This is a genomic window from Streptomyces arenae (genome assembly GCF_022343545.1).
In the GTDB taxonomy this organism is placed as follows: Bacteria; Actinomycetota; Actinomycetes; order Streptomycetales; family Streptomycetaceae; genus Streptomyces; species Streptomyces humi.
In genome coordinates this window covers 163,752-179,303 of sequence record NZ_JAKQYH010000059.1, presented here as the reverse complement: position 1 = coordinate 179,303, position 15,552 = coordinate 163,752, and the positions used below count along the sequence as shown (strand labels likewise).

Genomic DNA, 15,552 nt, shown 5'->3' with positions numbered 1-15,552 from the left:
AAGCCGCATCGCGGGACGTCGGCCGTCCCCCTCGGAAAATGATCCGTCAGTACGAGCGCGGCAGCCCGAGAGTGTGCTCCGCGATGAAGTTGAGGATCATCTCTTTGGAGACAGGGCCGATCTTCAACATCCGCACCAGGAACCAGTAGTTGGACAGCTGGTACTCCAGCGCGACACCGTTGCCGCCGTGCGTCTGGATCGCCGCGTCCAGGCAGGCCAGGCCCGCGTCGACGCCGGTCATCTTCGCCATGTTGCTGGCCTCGCCTGCATCCTGTCCGAGGTCGTACAGCATGCAGGCCTTCGCCGTCATCAGACGCGCAGTCTCCAGCTCCACCTTGGCCGCCGCCAGCGGGTGGGCGATCGCCTGGTGCGCGCCGATCGGCGTCTTCCAGACCGTCCGTTCACTCGCGTAGTCCACTGCCTTGTCGAGGGCATATCGGCCGACCCCTGTACAGATCGAACTGACCAGCAGACGTTCGGCGTTGATCCCGGCGAAGGCGGCCCGCAGGCCGTGGTGCTCCTTGCCGACGAGCCGGTCGGGTCCCACTCGGACGTTGTCGAAGAAGACCGTCGACTGACGCTCCGGAACCTGCAGGGCGGTCGGCAGCGGCTGGAAGGTCAGCCCTTCGGCGTCGGCGTCGACCAGGAACATGGACAGCAGTCCACGCCCGGTCCGCTCGTCAGTGCCGGTCCGGGCGACGACGATGACCCAGTCGGCCTCGTCCATACCGGAGATGTAGTACTTCTGGCCGCTGATCAGCCAGCCGTCCCCGTCCCTGCGCGCCGTGGTGCTGATGTTGTGCGAGTTGAGACCCGCGTCGGGCTCGGTGATCGCGAAGGAGCTCATCATCGCGCCCGTCGCGAGGCCGCGCAGCCAGCGGTCCTTCTGCCCGGGCGTTCCGTGCTGGGACAGGATCGTGCCGTTGACGCCGCAGGAGAAGACGGCAGCGAGCGCGGGTACACCTGCCGCGGCGGTCTCCTCGATGACCGCCGCGAGCTCGTAGAGGCCCGCTCCTCCGCCGCCGTACTCCTGCGCCAGATGGACACCGAGAAAACCGGAGTCCCCCAGTTCGCTCCAGAGTTCAGTCGCCGGCTTTCCGGCGTCCGTGACGTTCTGGAAGTAGCCGGGGCCGTAACGCCGTGAAAGCGCGCCCACCGACTGCCTCAGCAGCTGCTCCTCCGGCGATGGCACGAGCGGAAACGCGGGGGTGTGTGTGGTGGTGGCCATGCGTGCAGCTCCTGTCTTGCCGACCGGTGACTCCTCTATTTTGGGACACCGTGTCGCTAAAGTAAACGATCGCTTCCAAGCGGGATGACTCACCCCCCTACAGGCCGAGCGACTGGGCGACGATGACCTTCATGATCTCGCTGGACCCGCCATAGATGCGGCTCACCCGGCCGTCGACGTAAGCCCGCCCCATGTGCTTGTCGCGCCCGTATCCGGCCTTGCCGTGGAGTTGCAGGCAGCGATCGACGACTCTGCCTTGCATCTCGGTGCAGTACAGCTTCGCCAGCGCCGCGTCGGCGCCCGTCAGCAGTCCCGCCTCCAGTTCCGCCAGCGCCCGGTCCACCAGTGCCTGGCCGGCCCGGACCTCCGCGGCGCAGGCGGCGAGTTCGAACTTGGCGTGCTGCCCCAGCCCTGCACCCGAGAGGGTCTCGACGGTGTGCGCCAGCGCGGCGGATGCGGCGGCCTGGGAATTGACAGCGATCGACAGGCGCTCCTGGGCGAGGTTCGAGGTGAGGTACTCGAAGCCCCGGTTCTCCTCCCCCAGCAGGTTCTCTGCCGGTACCCGCAGATCGGTGAACGAGAGCTCGGCGAGGTCCTGCGCCTTCAGCCCGAGCTTGTCCAGGCTGCGTCCGCGATGGAAACCTGGGCTGTCCGTCTCCACCACCAACAGGCTGATCCCGTGCCGACCGGACTCGGGTGCGGTCTTCACAGCGAGGATCACGAGGTCCGCAGCGGATCCGTTGGAGATGAACGTCTTCGCCCCGTTGACGACGTAGTGGTCCCCCTCGCGCACCGCCCTGGTGCTCAGAGCCTTGAGATCGGAGCCCGCTCCGGGCTCGGACAGAGCGAGCGCCGTCACCGCCCGGCCGCTGACGATCTGCGGCAACCAGCGGCGTTTCTGCTCGTCGTTGGCGTAGTGGAGGAAGTACGGCATACAGATGTCCGTCTGCACACGGAGACCGCCGAGCGCCAGAAACCGCTTCTGTATCTCCTCAGTGACCACCACGCTGTACGTGAAGGTCGACCCCGCCATGCCCCCGTATTCGACCGGGGCGCCGATGCCCAGGATCCCCAGTTCACCGGCCCTCCTCCAGAACCGCCGGCTGGGCCGGCCGGCGTGCTCCCAGTCCAGGTACTCCGGAACGATTTCGTCGGCGACGAACCCGGCCACGCGCACACGGAAGCCCTCGTGATCCTGGGTGAAGACTGCTCGGTCCACGGCCACTCCTAAGTATGTGAACGATCGTTTCCATGACGGTGAACACATCCCGCCCATCAGCAGGATCGTTTGTGGATCACCGCCGGAGCGGCTTGACTCAGCGGTTCGCGGAGGGGCCCGACTGGAGAAGCTTGATCGCCGCTTCCGCGATCTCCTCCGTGGTGTACGGCTCATTGGGCCGGTACCAGCGCGACACCCAGATACACATGCCGAGAAGCAGTCGTGTCGCGATCACAGGATCGCCCTTCTCCAGGACTCCGGCGCCCATCGCCCGGGTTACCGCAGCGATCCACAGGGTTTCGTACAGACGGCTCCAGTCGTGCCAGCGTCCGTACACATCGGCCGGCAGACCGACTCCGCCGAAGAAGACCGGCAGATACCGGCGCATCCGTACCGCTGCGTCCACTTGCAACCGGACCAATGCGTACAGCTCTTCGCGCGGTTCAGCGGCACGCCCCAGGATGCCCTGCGCCTTCTCGGTGAGCTCGCGCGTGCTGCGCTCGAAGAGAACGCCCAGCAAGTCCTCTTTGCTGGGTACGGTCCGGTACAGAGTCGCCCGGGACACATCAAGCCTCTCGGCGACGCTGTTGATCGACACGGCGTCAAAACCGCCTTCGGCGAAGAGTTCCGCCACAGCGTCGGCCACGGCACCGGGATCGATCTCCCGGCGCGGACGCCCCCGCCCACGCCGGGCCTCACTGCCCGCATCGGCCCCTTGCATCCCTCGTCTCCATTCCTCCTGCGGCGCCGATCATCTCACGCCGAAACCGGCCCCGATCAGGGTCTCGCCACCGGAAGCAAGGGTCAGTCCACCCAGGTGACCGCGGATGCCGCAGACTCACGAGGGGCACGGAAACCGTTGGCCGGATGGTCCGCGTCGGGACGGCCGAAGGAGATCCCGCACACGACACGGCGGGATTCAGGGAGCGCGAAGAACTCCCTGACGACAGGGGCGTACGAGGCGAGCGCAGCCTGAGGGACGGCACCAAGCCCGAGACTGTGCGCGGCGAGCAGGAACGACTGCACGTACAACCCGCAGTCGACCGCCCCATAGACGCCGAGATCGGCGTCCGTCGTGATGACGGCGACGTGCGGGGCACCGAAGAACTCGAAGTTCTTCGCTGTCTGAGCAGCCGAGGCCTCACGATCGCCGCGCGCGATGCCCACACTCTCGTACAACTGCAAGGCCACCTCCTTGCGACGCTCCCTGTAGGCACCCGTGTAACGCTGCGGGAAGGCGAAGTCCGGCTCCATGGAGGCCTCGGCAGCCCGCTTCGTCAGGGCCTGCCGAAAGCGATCGGTTCCGTCACCCTCGGTGATCACCACATGCCACGGCTGAGTGTTGCACCACGAAGGAGTGCGCTGGGCCAGTTGCAAGACGCGCTCGATCACCGCGCGAGGCAACCGCTCGGAGAGATATCCCCGGCAGCTCCAGCGCCCCCTCAGGAGACGCTCCAAGACATCCGCATCAGCGCTCGGCACTGCGATACCCAGTTCCGTCGCGGCCATGTACCCACACCTCACATTTTTGGGCTAGCGTGTTCCAATAATGCGCACGAGGACACTGTCAGTCAATGACCGTTATCCATGCCGTGGGGCATCATGCCTTTTCATCGACCTGCAAGTGAACGATCGGTCACATCATGTGGGGTGACATGGGAGCATCAAAGATGAGACTGCTGTACGCCGACGATCTACAGCCGGGGTCGGTCTACGACCTGGGGCATGCCACTGTCACCAGGGAGGATGTCTTGGACTTCGGTCGCCGGTGGGACCCGTTGCCCATCCATACGGACGAGGAGGCCGCCGCGCGGAGCCACTTTCGCGGGCTGATCGCCAGCGGTGTCCACACCCTCTCGATCCTCCAGCGCCTCACGGCGGACGCGCTCTTCTCGCGCGCCGCCATCATCGCGGGGCGGGGCATGGGAGGCATGCGCCTGCCTGCGCCGGTACACCCCGGTGACGTTCTCCACGGTGAGGTCGAAATCCGTGAGGTCCGCCCGCGTGGGCCCCAGCGCTCGATCGTTCTCACTCGCGGCACCCTCACCAATCAGTCGGGGACCCTTGTGCTCGACATGCACGGGGAGTCGGTCTGGGAGCGCCATCCGCAGGAGGCAAAGACACCACAAGGGACGGTGGCCTGACATGACAGAACCGGAACGCGGTCTCGAATCCACTCCGCCGCCGCACGGGGGCGATCGTGACAAGTGGATCGCCTGGGCCAATGAGATGCCTGCGTCGCAGGCCATGCAGCTGCGCTGTGAGGACATAGAGCCCGGCAGGGCGGTCCTGGTGCTCGACCGGGGCCCCTGGCCTCTCAATCCCAACGGTGCAATCCACGGTGGCCTCGTCGCGGCATGCGCCGACCACGTCATGGCCATCGCCCTGATCCCCATGCTGGAGCCGGGCTCGATGCCTGCTACCGCCACGCTGAACAGCGACTTCCTCCGACCGGCCTTGCCTCCGGTCACCTTCGAGGCCGTCGTGGACAAGTGCGGCCGCACCATGGGATTCCTGACGGTCACTGCCCGGGACAGGAACGGCAAGCTCGCCGCGAAGTGCCACGGCACCATGCCTGTCGACGGCTCCTCGCGGTTCCTGGATGACACACCGGCCTGAGCGACGCATCGGCCGCCGAACGCTGACCAGGCCTCCACCAGCCACACGCCGTCCGGCAGATTGCCGTGACGCGTGCCGGCCGACTCCAGCGCTAACCACCTCTTGTCCTTGGCGCCCACTCCGGTCAACGTCACCCTTCGCGGGCAAGAGACGAGCCACTAAACGCCCTCGTGGGAGGGGGTGACACCGCCCACCCGGGCCCATTGCTACTGGCGACGCAAAGCCGTTCTCTTGCGTAGGCGTCACATGTGGAGCACGCTGATATGGGCTGCTCATCCGCTGCGGTGGCCAGCCGCAGAGGAAAGTCGCGGCCCAGACGGTGTGCCGCCATGAATGATGACCCAGTCGTTGCGTTCACTGACACGGGTACCGCGATGGCGGTGCCCGCGAACGGCGATGTGGTCGGTGTGGTGGCGGCGTCGGGGGAGATCAAGGCGTGGGCGCCCAGTGGCCGTGACCCGCTGGATTCCACACCAGAGGAAATGGCCGGGCGCAGGCTCTGGGAGCTCTTCGCCGGACCCGTACCGGAAGCCCTCACCCGGTGCTGGCTGGAACGCAGGGCCTGGCGAGGTGAGGCGGCCCTCCGGCATCATGACGGCTCTCCTGCGGAAGTCCTTCTGCGTCTACGCCCGTTGCTGGGGCGCATGGACGACATCCTCTGGACACTGGAAATCGAGCCCTGTCCAGGCCCCGCAGGGGAAGGCCCCGGCCGTTGCGAAACCGCTCTCCTCAAGCAGTGGGCCCTCGAACAGTTGCCGCTACCCATGGCGCTCTTCGACCGCAACGGAATCCGCGTCGCCGCGAACGCGGGCATGACAGGAGTCTTGAACAAGTTCGCGCCAGACCTGCTCGGGTTGTCGATCGGCGGGCAAGCCGAGCAGACCCCGCAGGAGCCGACGGGCATGAGTGCGGCAGCGCAACACGTGCTGAGTACAGGCGAAACGGTGACGTTCGAAGCGCACAGCCCCACCTCCGGGGAAACAGGGGCATGTGCCTGGCTGATCTCGCTGTACGCGGTCAGAGACCCAGCAGGACGGATCGAGGGCGTCTCGCTGGGCGCGGTCGACACGACCGAGCAGTACCTTGCGCGTAGACGGCTGGGCGCCCTGAACCGGGCGAGCGAGCGGATCGGCACCACACTCGATCTCGGCCGCACCGCGGACGAGTTGGCCGAAGTGGCCACGGAGTGCTTCGCCGACCTCGCCCTCGTCGACCTCCTCGACCGTGTACTCGGCGGCGAGGAGGCCCGCAGCGCTCGCGGGCAAGAGCCTCTGCTGTTCCGTCGCGTCGCCCAGCGGTCCGTGCTGCCGGGCTGCCCAGAGTCCGTGGTGGCACTCGGCGCCCTACACAGTTACGCCCGGCAGTCACCGCACGGACGGGCACTGGCCATCGGCAGGCCGCTGCTGGTCCCGACCACTGCGGCGTCCCTCGAAGAGTGGGGCGCAGGCCGTCCCGAACGCGCCGAATCGATACAGAGACACGGGATCCACTCGTCGTTGCTGGTGCCGCTGTGCGCACGCGGCCTGATTCTGGGGGTGGCCGTCCTGTCCCGTCACCGCACCCCGGACCCGTTCTCCGACGAGGACCTCCGGCTGGCTGAGGAACTGGCCAGCCGCGCGGCGGTCTGTGTCGACAACGCGCGCCGTTACACCCGCGAGCGCAGCACCGCCCTGACCCTGCAGCGCACTCTGCTTCCCGAGCACGCGCCGCGAGAAGCCGGACCGGCCGTGGAGGTTGCCTCGCGGTATCTGCCGGCCGACCCGGAGATTGGTACCGGAGGGGACTGGTACGACGTCATCCCGCTCTCGGGCGCCAGGGTGGCGCTGGTCGTGGGGGATGTCGTGGGGCACGGAATCCAGGCCTCGGCGACCATGGGAAGGCTCTGCACGGCGGTACGGACCCTCGCTGATGTCGATCTTCCTCCGGACGAACTGTTGACCCAGCTTGACGACCTGGTACTGCGACTGGACCAGGAGGCGGCGGAGAGGAGACCAGGTACCGCGCCCCCCAGCGTGGGCGTGGGCGAGGTCGGTGCCACCTGCCTGTACGTTCTCTACGATCCGGTGTCGCGTCGCTGCGTGATGGCTCGTGCCGGTCATCCGGTACCTGCGCTGATCAGGCCCGACGGCTCCGCCGAGTTCGTCGACGTGCCGGCCGGGCCTCCACTGGGCCTGGGCGGGCTGCCCTTCGAGGTGGCAGAGCGCAAGCTTCCGGAAGGCAGTGTCCTCGCGCTCTACACCGACGGTCTCCTGGAGGGCAGCGAGCATGAGGCCGATATCGGAGTGTTTCGGGCGGCAATCACCCCATCGGGGGGCTCGTTGGAGGCCTCGTGCGACGAACTGCTCCGTAGTCTGCCGGCCGACCATCGGACCGACGACGCGGCACTGCTGCTGGTGCGAACCAAGGCCCTCGGCGGCGACCGAGTGGCCGACTGGCAGCCCGGTGACGAGCCGACCGCCGTGGGACAGGCCCGCAAGTGGGTGGCGAGGACCCTCACGACATGGAATCTGCCGGAACTCGAATTCCTCACGGAACTGGTCGTCAGCGAACTGGTCACGAACGCGATCCGGTACGGGCGCCAACCAGTTCGCGTACGGCTGATACTTCCTGAGCCTGCCGAACGACCGGACAGCGCCGCCACCTCTGCGATCATCTGCGAGGTGAGCGATGCCAGCAGCACCGCCCCTCACCTTCGCCGTGCACGGACCTACGACGAGGGCGGCCGCGGTCTGTTCATCGTCGCGCAGCTCACCAGGCGCTGGGGCAGCCGCCAGACCTCTACCGGCAAGACCATCTGGGCCGAGATCCCGTTGGCGGAGGCTCCGAGCTGAAGCCGGTACGCAACGGCGCCAGGCCTCATCGGGGTCCACCGCCCGCCTCCGGCAGTAGCCCGGTGTTGTTCGCGCGCGACCTCTGCGGGCCTGATTGACTTGTTCCTCGGGCTGAGGCCCGAGAATTCCGGCCTTCTCGACTTGTTGTCGTGCCGCTACGCGGCACAGGGTTCGGTCGGAAATCCATGGCTTCCTGTTTCTCCGCGCTGCGCCAGAACGAGACCTGGTCCTACCGGCGCTCTGCAGGCCAGTACCGCCAGTCCGGCGGCCGTCTTCACATTGATCGCGGCGTTGGGGTCCCGGTCATAGACGGCGCCACAGGCGGTACAGATCCACTCCCGGACGCTGAGGGGGGTGGGCCCGTCCACGACACCGCAGGTGGAACAGGCCCGGGAGGTCGGCGTGAACCGGCCGGTCTTCACCAGGGTCTGCCCGCACCGGTGGTGGAAGTCCCGGCGCGCGTCAGCAACCCTGACATCGGCACAGGCGACCTTCAAGCGGGCGGGCCCGCCCGGTTCTTCGATCCCTTCTGCATGCGGGACAGCTCCTTGTGTGCCTGCTTCAGCTTCTTCTCCGCGCGCCGCAGAGAGCGCGGGGAGTCGATCTTCGTGCCGTCGGACAGGACCGTGAAGCGGGCCAAGCCGAGATCGATACCGATGCTGCCATCGGTCTCGGGCATCCGTGCCTGGTCAGCGGCGAGGTCAAGGGCGAAGGAGGCGAGGTACCGGCTGGCTGCATCCGTGACGACAGTGGCAGAGGAGGGCACGGCGGGCGGGGCACGGGACCGCCACACCTTCACCACGCCAATCTCTGGCAGGTCCAGACCGCCGCTGTCGGTAATGCTCCAGCAGGCGTTGGCGGTGAACCGGACCGACTGCCCAGTATCCTTAACCTCGATTCGTCAGCGGTCGCGATTGCCTGATGAGGTTGATGGTTCGCCCTGTTTGTCCGGCGTGATCGCGGGCGGGACCTTCGCGTGTCGCTGCGGCTGCGCCGGGGTCTCGACGACGGCCGAACTCTTGGTTCTGGATCACTTTCCGCTTTCCGTGCCAGGGCCACGGAGGGTCACCGAAACCGCGATCATGAACGGCCTCATGCCGCGAGGAGGACCCGCTTGCGCAGGAGGTCGAAGTTGGCGCGGCCGAACATCTGCCGTTTCAGCATCTTGATCCGGTTGTTGTGGCCCTCGACGGCGCCGGAGCTGTAGCGCATCTGCGCAGAGCGAACTCATCGATGCCGAGGACTCGTGGGGTGCTCGGCGCCGGGTCGGGCAGGGCGCGTATCAGCCGGATCATGGTCGACCGGCTCGCCGTCACCGCAAACGTGCGGGTCAGGCGGGCGCCAGCCCGCCCGGCCAGCATCAACGCCGTGGTCTCCAGCACGGCCCGCAAGCCGGCCGACCGCCGTCCGTACCGGTAGGTCAACCCGTCTACCTGCTCGGCGAAGGTCGCCCGTAGACAGCCCCTGTCCACGCAGCGGAACCGGCGTACCCGTAATTCGATCACTACCGGGCGCCTGCCGACCGCACGGTCCGCGAGTCGTCGCACCATGGGTGCAGACGATGGCCCTACTGACCTTTCCGTTCAGTTGTCGGGGTGAGTGAGAGGCCTGTTTCCGCGAGGCAGCCCTCGATGAGGTCGGTGCGTCGTTGGATCCGGCGTAGGCCTCTGCGGACGGCTCGGACGAGGTGGTCGCGGTCGTGGAAGACGACGTTGGCGGTGGTGTCGCGCCGGAGCAACGACCAGATGCCCTCGACAGGATTGAGGTCGGGTGCATAGCTGGGCAGCTGGACGATGGTGAGCCAGTCATGCTCTGCCGCGTATTCACGTAATCGACTGCAGCGATGAACATTCAAGTTGTCCCAGATCACCACGACGGGACCGCCGAGCTGTAGGTGCGCCCGCACGAGGAGATCTCGGTAGTCCTGCCAGGTGAAGCCGCGATGGGCACCTCGGTGATGGCCCTGGACGCGAGGACGGTAGATCAGGCGGCTGCGTTCGCCGGCCTTGAAGCACACCAGCGCGGCCATCGAGATGCGGCCGCGGGAAGCGCCGTTGAACCGAACCACAGGCGTGCCCCCTCTGGGCGCCCATGTGCGTGCCCGGTGCGACGTCATCGAGACGGCGGCCTCGTCTTCAAAGACCAGCCATGCCCCGAGCGCCGCCGCAGTGGCTTTGCCCGGGGCCAGGACTCCCTCACCCAGCCGGCCACAGCCGCTTCGTCCCGCTCGACTGCCCGCCTCGCAGGCTGCTGACACGACCAGCCGTGCCGCCGCAGCAACTCCCACACTCGGCGGACCGATAACGACACCCCCAGGTGCTCCGCGATCAGCAAGCGCACCCTCGAGAGCGTCCACCGCTCATCCGCCCAGCCCTGGGCCATCGCGCCGGCCAGCAAGAGAGGCTCGAGCACAGCGAAGTCACTGTCGTCGACCTTCGGCCGCTTGGCAGGCCCGGAAGTGCACAGCGCCTGCCGCCCCTCCCTCACGCCAAGACCGGCGCCACCGTTCCACCGACCGCACACTGACCCGGAGCCGTTTGGCTATCACCACGTTCTTCTCGTCCCGCGCAAAGCAGTCGGCGGCGAGCATACGCACCTGCTCACGCGCGGCCTGCCCTTGCGGAGTGAGACCACCACCCTGGGCATACCTCATGGCCACGAGCTACCGCAGGGATCAAGCGATGTCACCCCCGACAACTCAACGGAAAGGTCAGTAACAAGTCATCTCATTTGGCCCGCCGGTAGAGCACGGAGAAGTGGACGTGGTGGCTCAAGTAGTAGGGGCGCACGAACTTGTATCGCGGGTGCTTCCGTCTTTCGGCACATCATGTCCTCGATGACCCTGCAGGCACTGCGATGATGATGTGGTGGCTGGCGTGAGGCGGCAGCCACAGCGTGAGTCTCTACCAATAGAACCGGATGGATGGAGTGGACGATGCGAGACACTGAGATACCTCCGGCGGACGACTGGGACCCTCCGCAGACGACAGACGAGGATTACCTCAACTTGCTCTGTGGGCCTATCGATAGTCCACCGGTCAGCTCATCTGGTCAGTCGGCGGTAGCAGATAAGGGTGCAGGCGATACTGGCGAAGGCTAGAAAGTGGCTGGCTTGGCGTTCGTAGCGGCGATGCAGATGTCGGCAACCCGCTAGCCAGGCCATGGTGCGCTCGATGGTTCAGCGGTGGCGTCCCAGCCCTTTGGAAGACTCGATGCCCCTGCGGGCGATGCGGTGCCGGATGCCACGCTGACGTAACCATCGACGCAGGTGGTCGTAGTCGTAGCCCTTGTCGCCATGCAGCTTGGCAGGCCGCCGTCGGCGCGGACCACGGCGGGAGCGGATGGGCGGGATACCGCGCACGAGCGGTTCGAGGGCCTGGCTGTCATGCAGGTTGGCTCCGGATATCCCGACGGACAGGGGCAGGCCGGTGCGCTCGGTGATTAAGTGGATCTTCGAGCCGTACTTGCCCCGATCCACCGGATTCGGACCTGTCAGGTCCTCTTTTTCAGGGCCCGCATGTTCACCGAGTCGATCGCGCAGCGGGACCAGTCCAGTTCGCCGCGGGAACCGAGTTCGTCGAGGACCAGGCGGTGCAGCTTCGCCGACACCCGAGCCTTCGACCACTCGGTGAAACGTCGGTGAGCCGTGGGTCCCGACGGTCCGAACGAGGCGGACGGCACTTGCTGCCACGTACAGCCCGATGTGGCCACGAACACGATCGCCGCCAGTACCTCCCTGTCACCGTGCCGGCGCCGGCCGCCGCCCTGAGGTCGACTCGGCGCCTCCGGCACCACTCGCTGGAACAACTCCCACAGTTCATCTGGTACCAGCCGCTCAACGATCCCCACACCTGGAGCCTATCGAACACCCCAAATGAGATGACCTCTAACACCGTGTCCTACATGGTCAGTTTGAGGAGGCGTTTGTAGCAGCAGAGGGCGGCGTCGATGACGATCACTTCTTCGTCGTCACCCACGATCCACACGTTGTTCTCGACATCCCAGGTGCCGCCGTCCAGACTGAAGGTGCCAGACGTGACCAGGCGTTCGATACGGGTGGCCGTCACAACACGACCACGGAGCGCAGCACCTCTCCCTTGTGCATACGGGCGAAGGCGTCCTCGACGCCGTCCAGATCGATCGTCTCGCTGACGAACGCGTCAAGGTCCAGGCGGCCCTGGAGGTAGAGGTCGATAAGGAGGGGGAAGTCGCGCGAGGGAAGACAGTCGCCGTACCAGGATGACTTGAGTGCACCGCCGCGGCCGAACACGTCCAGGAGTGGCAATTCGAGCTTCATGTCGGGCGTGGGTACGCCGACCAGGACGACCGTGCCTGCGAGGTCACGGGCGTAGAAGGCCTGCTGGTACGTCTCCGGGCGGCCGACCGCCTCGATGACGACGTCGGCGCCGAAGCCGCCGGTCAGCTCGCGGATCGCCTCGACAGGGTCGGACTCCTTGGAGTTGACGGTGTGGGTCGCGCCCAGCTTGCGGGCGGTCTCCAGCTTCCGGTCGTCCAGGTCCACCGCGATGATCTTCGCGGCGCCCGCCAGGTTCGACCCCATGATCGCGGCGCCGCCGACGCCACCGCAGCCGATGACCGCCACGCTGTCGCCGCGGCCGACGTTGCCGGTGTTGATCGCGGCACCGATGCCCGCCATCACCCCGCAGCCCAGCAGGCCGGCGGCGGCCGCCGACGCCGAGCGGTCGACCTTGGTGCACTGACCCGCCGCGACCAGCGTCTTCTCCGCGAAGGCGCCGATGCCCAGGGCAGGGGACAGTTCGGTGCCGTCGATGAGAGTCATCTTCTGCCTCGCGTTGTGGGTGTTGAAGCAGTACCAGGGCCGCCCGCGTAGGCAAGCCCGGCACTGGCCGCACACGGCACGCCAGTTGAGGATCACGAAGTCGCCGGGCTCGATGTCGGTCACGCCTTCACCGATCGCCTCCACAACGCCTGCGGCCTCGTGGCCAAGCAGGAAAGGGAACCCGTCGTTGATACCGCCCTCACGGTAGTGGAGGTCGGTGTGGCACACCCCGCACGCCTTGATCCGCACCACCGCCTCTCCCGGACCCGGGTCGGGGATCATGATGGTCTCGATGCTGACCGGCTGGCCCTTCGCTCGCGCGATGACGCCTCGTACCTGCTGGGACATTGCTGGGTCTCTCACTTTCCGCAGAAATGATTGCGATGGAACTGATGTCGACGGCGGGTCAGGCGGCCGACCGAACACGCAGGTGCCGGGGAGGCCCACCAGCGCAGGGTGTTGTTGGGGTGGCGGTGCGGTGTGTCCGCGAGTTCGATCCGCTCGCCGCCGCGGGCCAGGGCGGCCAGCGGTGCCTCGGTTTCCAATCGGGCCACGTATTGGCCGATGCGCTGGTGCGGGTCCATGGCGAAGCCGACGTGGCCGTGGGGGCGCGGGTGATGTCGAAGAGGTCGGGGTTGTGCCAACAGTCCGGGCCGCAGTGGCTGTTCACCGCGGATGGTCGACCCGGAGGTCCAGGTCGCCGGGCTAGAGGTTGGCGACCGCAGTCTGGTGGCCGGCCGGGTAACGACATGGCAGCCTAGGTCGCGGGCGACGGTTAGGGGCATGGCGCCGATGGAGGCGACCTGATCGACGAGGACGGCGGGCCGTATATCTGCTACGGCATGGCACCTGCCGTCGTTACAAGTCGAGTACCAGACGTGGACCCTTGGAGCGACCCACGCAGATCATCATCGTGTCGTTCGCGGCTCGTTCCTCTTCCGAAAGCAGGCTATCGCGGTGGTCGGGCACGCCGTCGAGTACCTTCGCCTCGCAAGTGCCGCAGATGCCCTCTCGGCAGGAGCTTGGGAAGTTCAGCCCAGCAGTGTCGAGCGCTTCGAGCACAGACTGGCCCGGTGCCACCTCCACAGTGCGGCCTGTCCGCTGAAGGACCACCTCGAAGGAGTCCTCCTCGGCGGAGTCGACCGCCTGCCTCGGGCGTGCCAAGAATCTCTCCACGTGGAGCGCTCCGGATGGCCAGGTGCCGTTGCACCGATTCTCGACGGCGGACAGCAAGGGCTCGGGACCGCAGCAGTAGATGCGCGTAGCTTCTTCCGGTGTGCCCAGCAGTGATTCAAGGTCGAGAAGGCCGTATACGTCCTGTGGTACGACCTGGACCCGGTCGCCATACTTCGCCTCCAGATCTGAGGCGAAAGCCATCGCCGTACGGGTACGCCCGCCGTAGACCAGTCGCCAGTTGGAGCCAGCCGAGTCTGCGACCTCCAGCATTGGGATAAGTGGGGTGATCCCGATGCCGCCTGCGATGAACAGGTAGTTGGGTGACTCGACGAGGCTGAAGTTGTTCCGCGGACCGACCACGCTCACGTGGTCGCCTGGGCGGAGAGCGGTGTGTACTGCCTGGGAGCCGCCGCGGCTGTTCGGCTCCAGCAGTACGGCGATCCGCCAGGTACGCCTGTCGGCCGGGCTGCCACACAGGGAGTACTGCCGGGTGATCACACCGGGCAGGTGGAGATCCAGGTGCGACCCCGGTGCCCAGGCCGGCAGGGGCGAACCGTCCAGGAACTCCATTTCCACTGACAGCACGCCCTCGGCCTCCCAGCGCATCTGCCGAACCTGCAGCCGCAACGACTGTTCGTCGTGGGTCACGTACAACTCAACGGCCCTCCTTGGCCCGCGTCCGCGGGCGTTTCATGCACCATCGTGATTGCGTTGTCAGCGAGCGGCCTCTGTATCTGGCAGCGGCCGTCGTGCCCGGACGGGGGCGGGTGCCCGAGCCATACGCGCTCGTTCGGCGACAACGGTCGTCGTTCGGACTATGCCCGGAGCGGGCCACCGTCCAGGAGGAGAAGGCGAACCAGGCGCGTCCTGATCAGCTTCTCGATCAGCGGTCGGTTGGAATGAGACAGCCGGGATGCCTCGGGCCGCAAACAGCACGCGGACGAAGGCTTCCTCGACGTCGCTGGTGCTGATCTCCTTGGTGACGAACGCGTCGAAGGCCAGGCGTTCTGGCTGGTAAACGTCGACCATCATCGAGAAGTCCCGTCTAGGGAGGAACTCTCGACCGGTGCGCCGCTTGCCCGCGCGATCACGGTGGACTGACAATCTGTGTCATTGCAGATTCTGTTGTCTGGTTCCCTCCTTGTAGAGGGCGCTTCGTCACCGCGGCTGGCGCCGTGGCCAGCCGCCGCTGTTCGTCGTCGAAGGCATCCGTTTCGAGTGGTGGTCAGGGCATCCAGCGCAGCGCCCTGCCATCGCGCCGTCGGAGGTGAGCCATCAGTACGAACCCGCCCGAGGGGGCCAGCGGTTCAACCTCCAGCACGCACGGGTCATCGCCCTCAAGGACAAGAACGTCGCCCGGATGCACGGTCCAGTTCCCCTCTACAATGGAACCCTTGGTGGGAAGCAGCACCCACACCTCCGACTCGTCCCTGACGAGTTGCTGGCGGCCCGCGATGCTGATTTCCTCCAGTCCTGCCTCGAGGCTGCAGGCGTCGTAGGTCAGCGTCACCGCTGCGTCAGCCCCGGCCCTGACCCGCCGGACAGCACCGTCGTCGACCGAGGCCTCTGGCCCCGCGCTGCCCTCCGGACCCGCAGAGTGACTGGACAGGTCCCACAACCATCGCTCTCGTCCCGGCGTGTCGGGCCCAGCCACCAGCGATGATGACAGGGGCTCGGA

The 15,552-nt window shown here is 66.7% G+C and carries 14 protein-coding genes and 4 pseudogenes; 4 read left to right on the top strand and 14 right to left on the bottom strand.

Going from position 1 to position 15,552, the window contains the following annotated elements:
- Nucleotides 1-46 precede the first annotated feature (46 nt).
- From MB828_RS26940 to MB828_RS26925, 4 genes are all read right to left on the bottom strand, one after another.
- Nucleotides 47-1,228 (bottom strand): acyl-CoA dehydrogenase family protein, encoded by a 1,182-nt coding sequence (locus tag MB828_RS26940; RefSeq protein ID WP_301650479.1) that lies wholly within the window; start codon nt 1,226-1,228, stop codon nt 47-49.
- A 97-nt stretch (nt 1,229-1,325) separates the two neighbouring features.
- Nucleotides 1,326-2,447 carry an acyl-CoA dehydrogenase family protein gene (locus MB828_RS26935; RefSeq protein ID WP_301650540.1) on the bottom strand — a complete coding sequence of 374 codons (1,122 nt, stop codon included), beginning with the start codon at nt 2,445-2,447 and terminating at the stop codon, nt 1,326-1,328.
- Nucleotides 2,448-2,544: 97 nt separating this feature from the next.
- A complete protein-coding gene (locus MB828_RS26930; protein ID WP_301650478.1) occupies nt 2,545-3,093 on the bottom strand; it encodes a TetR/AcrR family transcriptional regulator in 549 nt (182 codons plus the stop codon).
- A gap of 158 nt (nt 3,094-3,251) precedes the next feature.
- Nucleotides 3,252-3,956 (bottom strand): nitroreductase, encoded by a 705-nt coding sequence (locus MB828_RS26925; protein ID WP_301650477.1) that lies wholly within the window; start codon nt 3,954-3,956, stop codon nt 3,252-3,254.
- Between the two features lie 161 nt (nt 3,957-4,117).
- Between MB828_RS26925 and MB828_RS26920 the strand changes: the two genes are divergently transcribed.
- The 3 genes from MB828_RS26920 to MB828_RS26910 all read left to right on the top strand — a co-directional run bounded on the left by MB828_RS26920 (nt 4,118) and on the right by MB828_RS26910 (nt 7,897).
- On the top strand, nt 4,118-4,591 hold the full coding sequence (locus MB828_RS26920) for a MaoC/PaaZ C-terminal domain-containing protein (RefSeq protein ID WP_301650476.1): 474 nt from the start codon (nt 4,118-4,120) through the stop codon (nt 4,589-4,591).
- 1 nt (nt 4,592) lies between these two features.
- A complete protein-coding gene (locus tag MB828_RS26915) occupies nt 4,593-5,066 on the top strand; it encodes a PaaI family thioesterase (RefSeq protein ID WP_301650475.1) in 474 nt (157 codons plus the stop codon).
- 329 nt (nt 5,067-5,395) lie between these two features.
- The gene (locus tag MB828_RS26910) at nt 5,396-7,897 is read left to right on the top strand and encodes a SpoIIE family protein phosphatase (RefSeq protein WP_301650474.1); all 2,502 of its coding nucleotides are present in this window, start codon (nt 5,396-5,398) and stop codon (nt 7,895-7,897) included.
- Nucleotides 7,898-8,052: 155 nt separating this feature from the next.
- Here MB828_RS26910 and MB828_RS46720 read toward each other — a convergent pair whose 3' ends face one another.
- The 3 genes and pseudogenes from MB828_RS46720 to MB828_RS26900 all read right to left on the bottom strand — a co-directional run.
- Entirely contained in the window at nt 8,053-8,319 is a 267-nt protein-coding gene (locus tag MB828_RS46720; protein ID WP_343236201.1) for a zinc ribbon domain-containing protein, read from the bottom strand.
- A gap of 71 nt (nt 8,320-8,390) precedes the next feature.
- Nucleotides 8,391-8,576, bottom strand: a complete 186-nt coding sequence (locus MB828_RS46715; protein WP_343236200.1) for a transposase — start codon at nt 8,574-8,576, stop codon at nt 8,391-8,393.
- A gap of 413 nt (nt 8,577-8,989) precedes the next feature.
- Nucleotides 8,990-9,106 (bottom strand): annotated as a pseudogene (locus MB828_RS26900) (transposase); the annotation flags it as partial.
- Nucleotides 9,107-9,130: 24 nt separating this feature from the next.
- Between MB828_RS26900 and MB828_RS26895 the strand changes: the two are divergent.
- Nucleotides 9,131-9,316, top strand: coding sequence for a hypothetical protein (locus tag MB828_RS26895; RefSeq protein WP_301650473.1), 186 nt, complete (start codon nt 9,131-9,133; stop codon nt 9,314-9,316).
- Nucleotides 9,317-9,464: 148 nt separating this feature from the next.
- Here MB828_RS26895 and MB828_RS46945 read toward each other — a convergent pair.
- The 7 genes and pseudogenes from MB828_RS46945 to MB828_RS26855 all read right to left on the bottom strand — a co-directional run bounded on the left by MB828_RS46945 (nt 9,465) and on the right by MB828_RS26855 (nt 15,384).
- Nucleotides 9,465-10,550 (bottom strand): annotated as a pseudogene (locus MB828_RS46945) (IS630 family transposase).
- A gap of 390 nt (nt 10,551-10,940) precedes the next feature.
- Nucleotides 10,941-11,740 (bottom strand): annotated as a pseudogene (locus MB828_RS26880) (IS5 family transposase).
- A gap of 95 nt (nt 11,741-11,835) precedes the next feature.
- Nucleotides 11,836-11,964: pseudogene (locus MB828_RS26875) on the bottom strand (MBL fold metallo-hydrolase); the annotation flags it as partial.
- Nucleotides 11,961-13,046: an S-(hydroxymethyl)mycothiol dehydrogenase gene (locus tag MB828_RS26870; protein ID WP_301650471.1), complete on the bottom strand. Its 1,086-nt coding sequence runs from the start codon at nt 13,044-13,046 to the stop codon at nt 11,961-11,963. The gene MB828_RS26870 and the pseudogene MB828_RS26875, both read right to left, overlap by 4 nt.
- A gap of 11 nt (nt 13,047-13,057) precedes the next feature.
- Nucleotides 13,058-13,282, bottom strand: a complete 225-nt coding sequence (locus tag MB828_RS26865) for a hypothetical protein (protein WP_301650470.1) — start codon at nt 13,280-13,282, stop codon at nt 13,058-13,060.
- 274 nt (nt 13,283-13,556) lie between these two features.
- The gene (locus MB828_RS26860; RefSeq protein WP_301650539.1) at nt 13,557-14,480 is read right to left on the bottom strand and encodes a PDR/VanB family oxidoreductase; all 924 of its coding nucleotides are present in this window, start codon (nt 14,478-14,480) and stop codon (nt 13,557-13,559) included.
- 619 nt (nt 14,481-15,099) lie between these two features.
- Nucleotides 15,100-15,384, bottom strand: a complete 285-nt coding sequence (locus MB828_RS26855; RefSeq protein ID WP_301650469.1) for a hypothetical protein — start codon at nt 15,382-15,384, stop codon at nt 15,100-15,102.
- Nucleotides 15,385-15,552 lie beyond the last annotated feature (168 nt).

Bases quoted from the DNA above. Each gene is read 5' to 3' on its own strand.
- MB828_RS26915 (WP_301650475.1), top strand. From the start codon at position 4,593: ATGACAGAACCGGAACGCGGTCTCGAATCCACTCCGCCGCCGCACGGG.
- MB828_RS26895 (WP_301650473.1), top strand. From the start codon at position 9,131: ATGCCGAGGACTCGTGGGGTGCTCGGCGCCGGGTCGGGCAGGGCGCGT.
- MB828_RS26870 (WP_301650471.1), bottom strand. From the start codon at position 13,046: ATGTCCCAGCAGGTACGAGGCGTCATCGCGCGAGCGAAGGGCCAGCCG.
- MB828_RS26865 (WP_301650470.1), bottom strand. From the start codon at position 13,282: ATGGACCCGCACCAGCGCATCGGCCAATACGTGGCCCGATTGGAAACC.
- MB828_RS26920 (WP_301650476.1), top strand. From the start codon at position 4,118: ATGAGACTGCTGTACGCCGACGATCTACAGCCGGGGTCGGTCTACGAC.
- MB828_RS26925 (WP_301650477.1), bottom strand. From the start codon at position 3,956: ATGGCCGCGACGGAACTGGGTATCGCAGTGCCGAGCGCTGATGCGGAT.
- MB828_RS26940 (WP_301650479.1), bottom strand. From the start codon at position 1,228: ATGGCCACCACCACACACACCCCCGCGTTTCCGCTCGTGCCATCGCCG.
- MB828_RS26910 (WP_301650474.1), top strand. From the start codon at position 5,396: ATGAATGATGACCCAGTCGTTGCGTTCACTGACACGGGTACCGCGATG.
- MB828_RS46715 (WP_343236200.1), bottom strand. From the start codon at position 8,576: ATGCCCGAGACCGATGGCAGCATCGGTATCGATCTCGGCTTGGCCCGC.
- MB828_RS26860 (WP_301650539.1), bottom strand. From the start codon at position 14,480: ATGCGCTGGGAGGCCGAGGGCGTGCTGTCAGTGGAAATGGAGTTCCTG.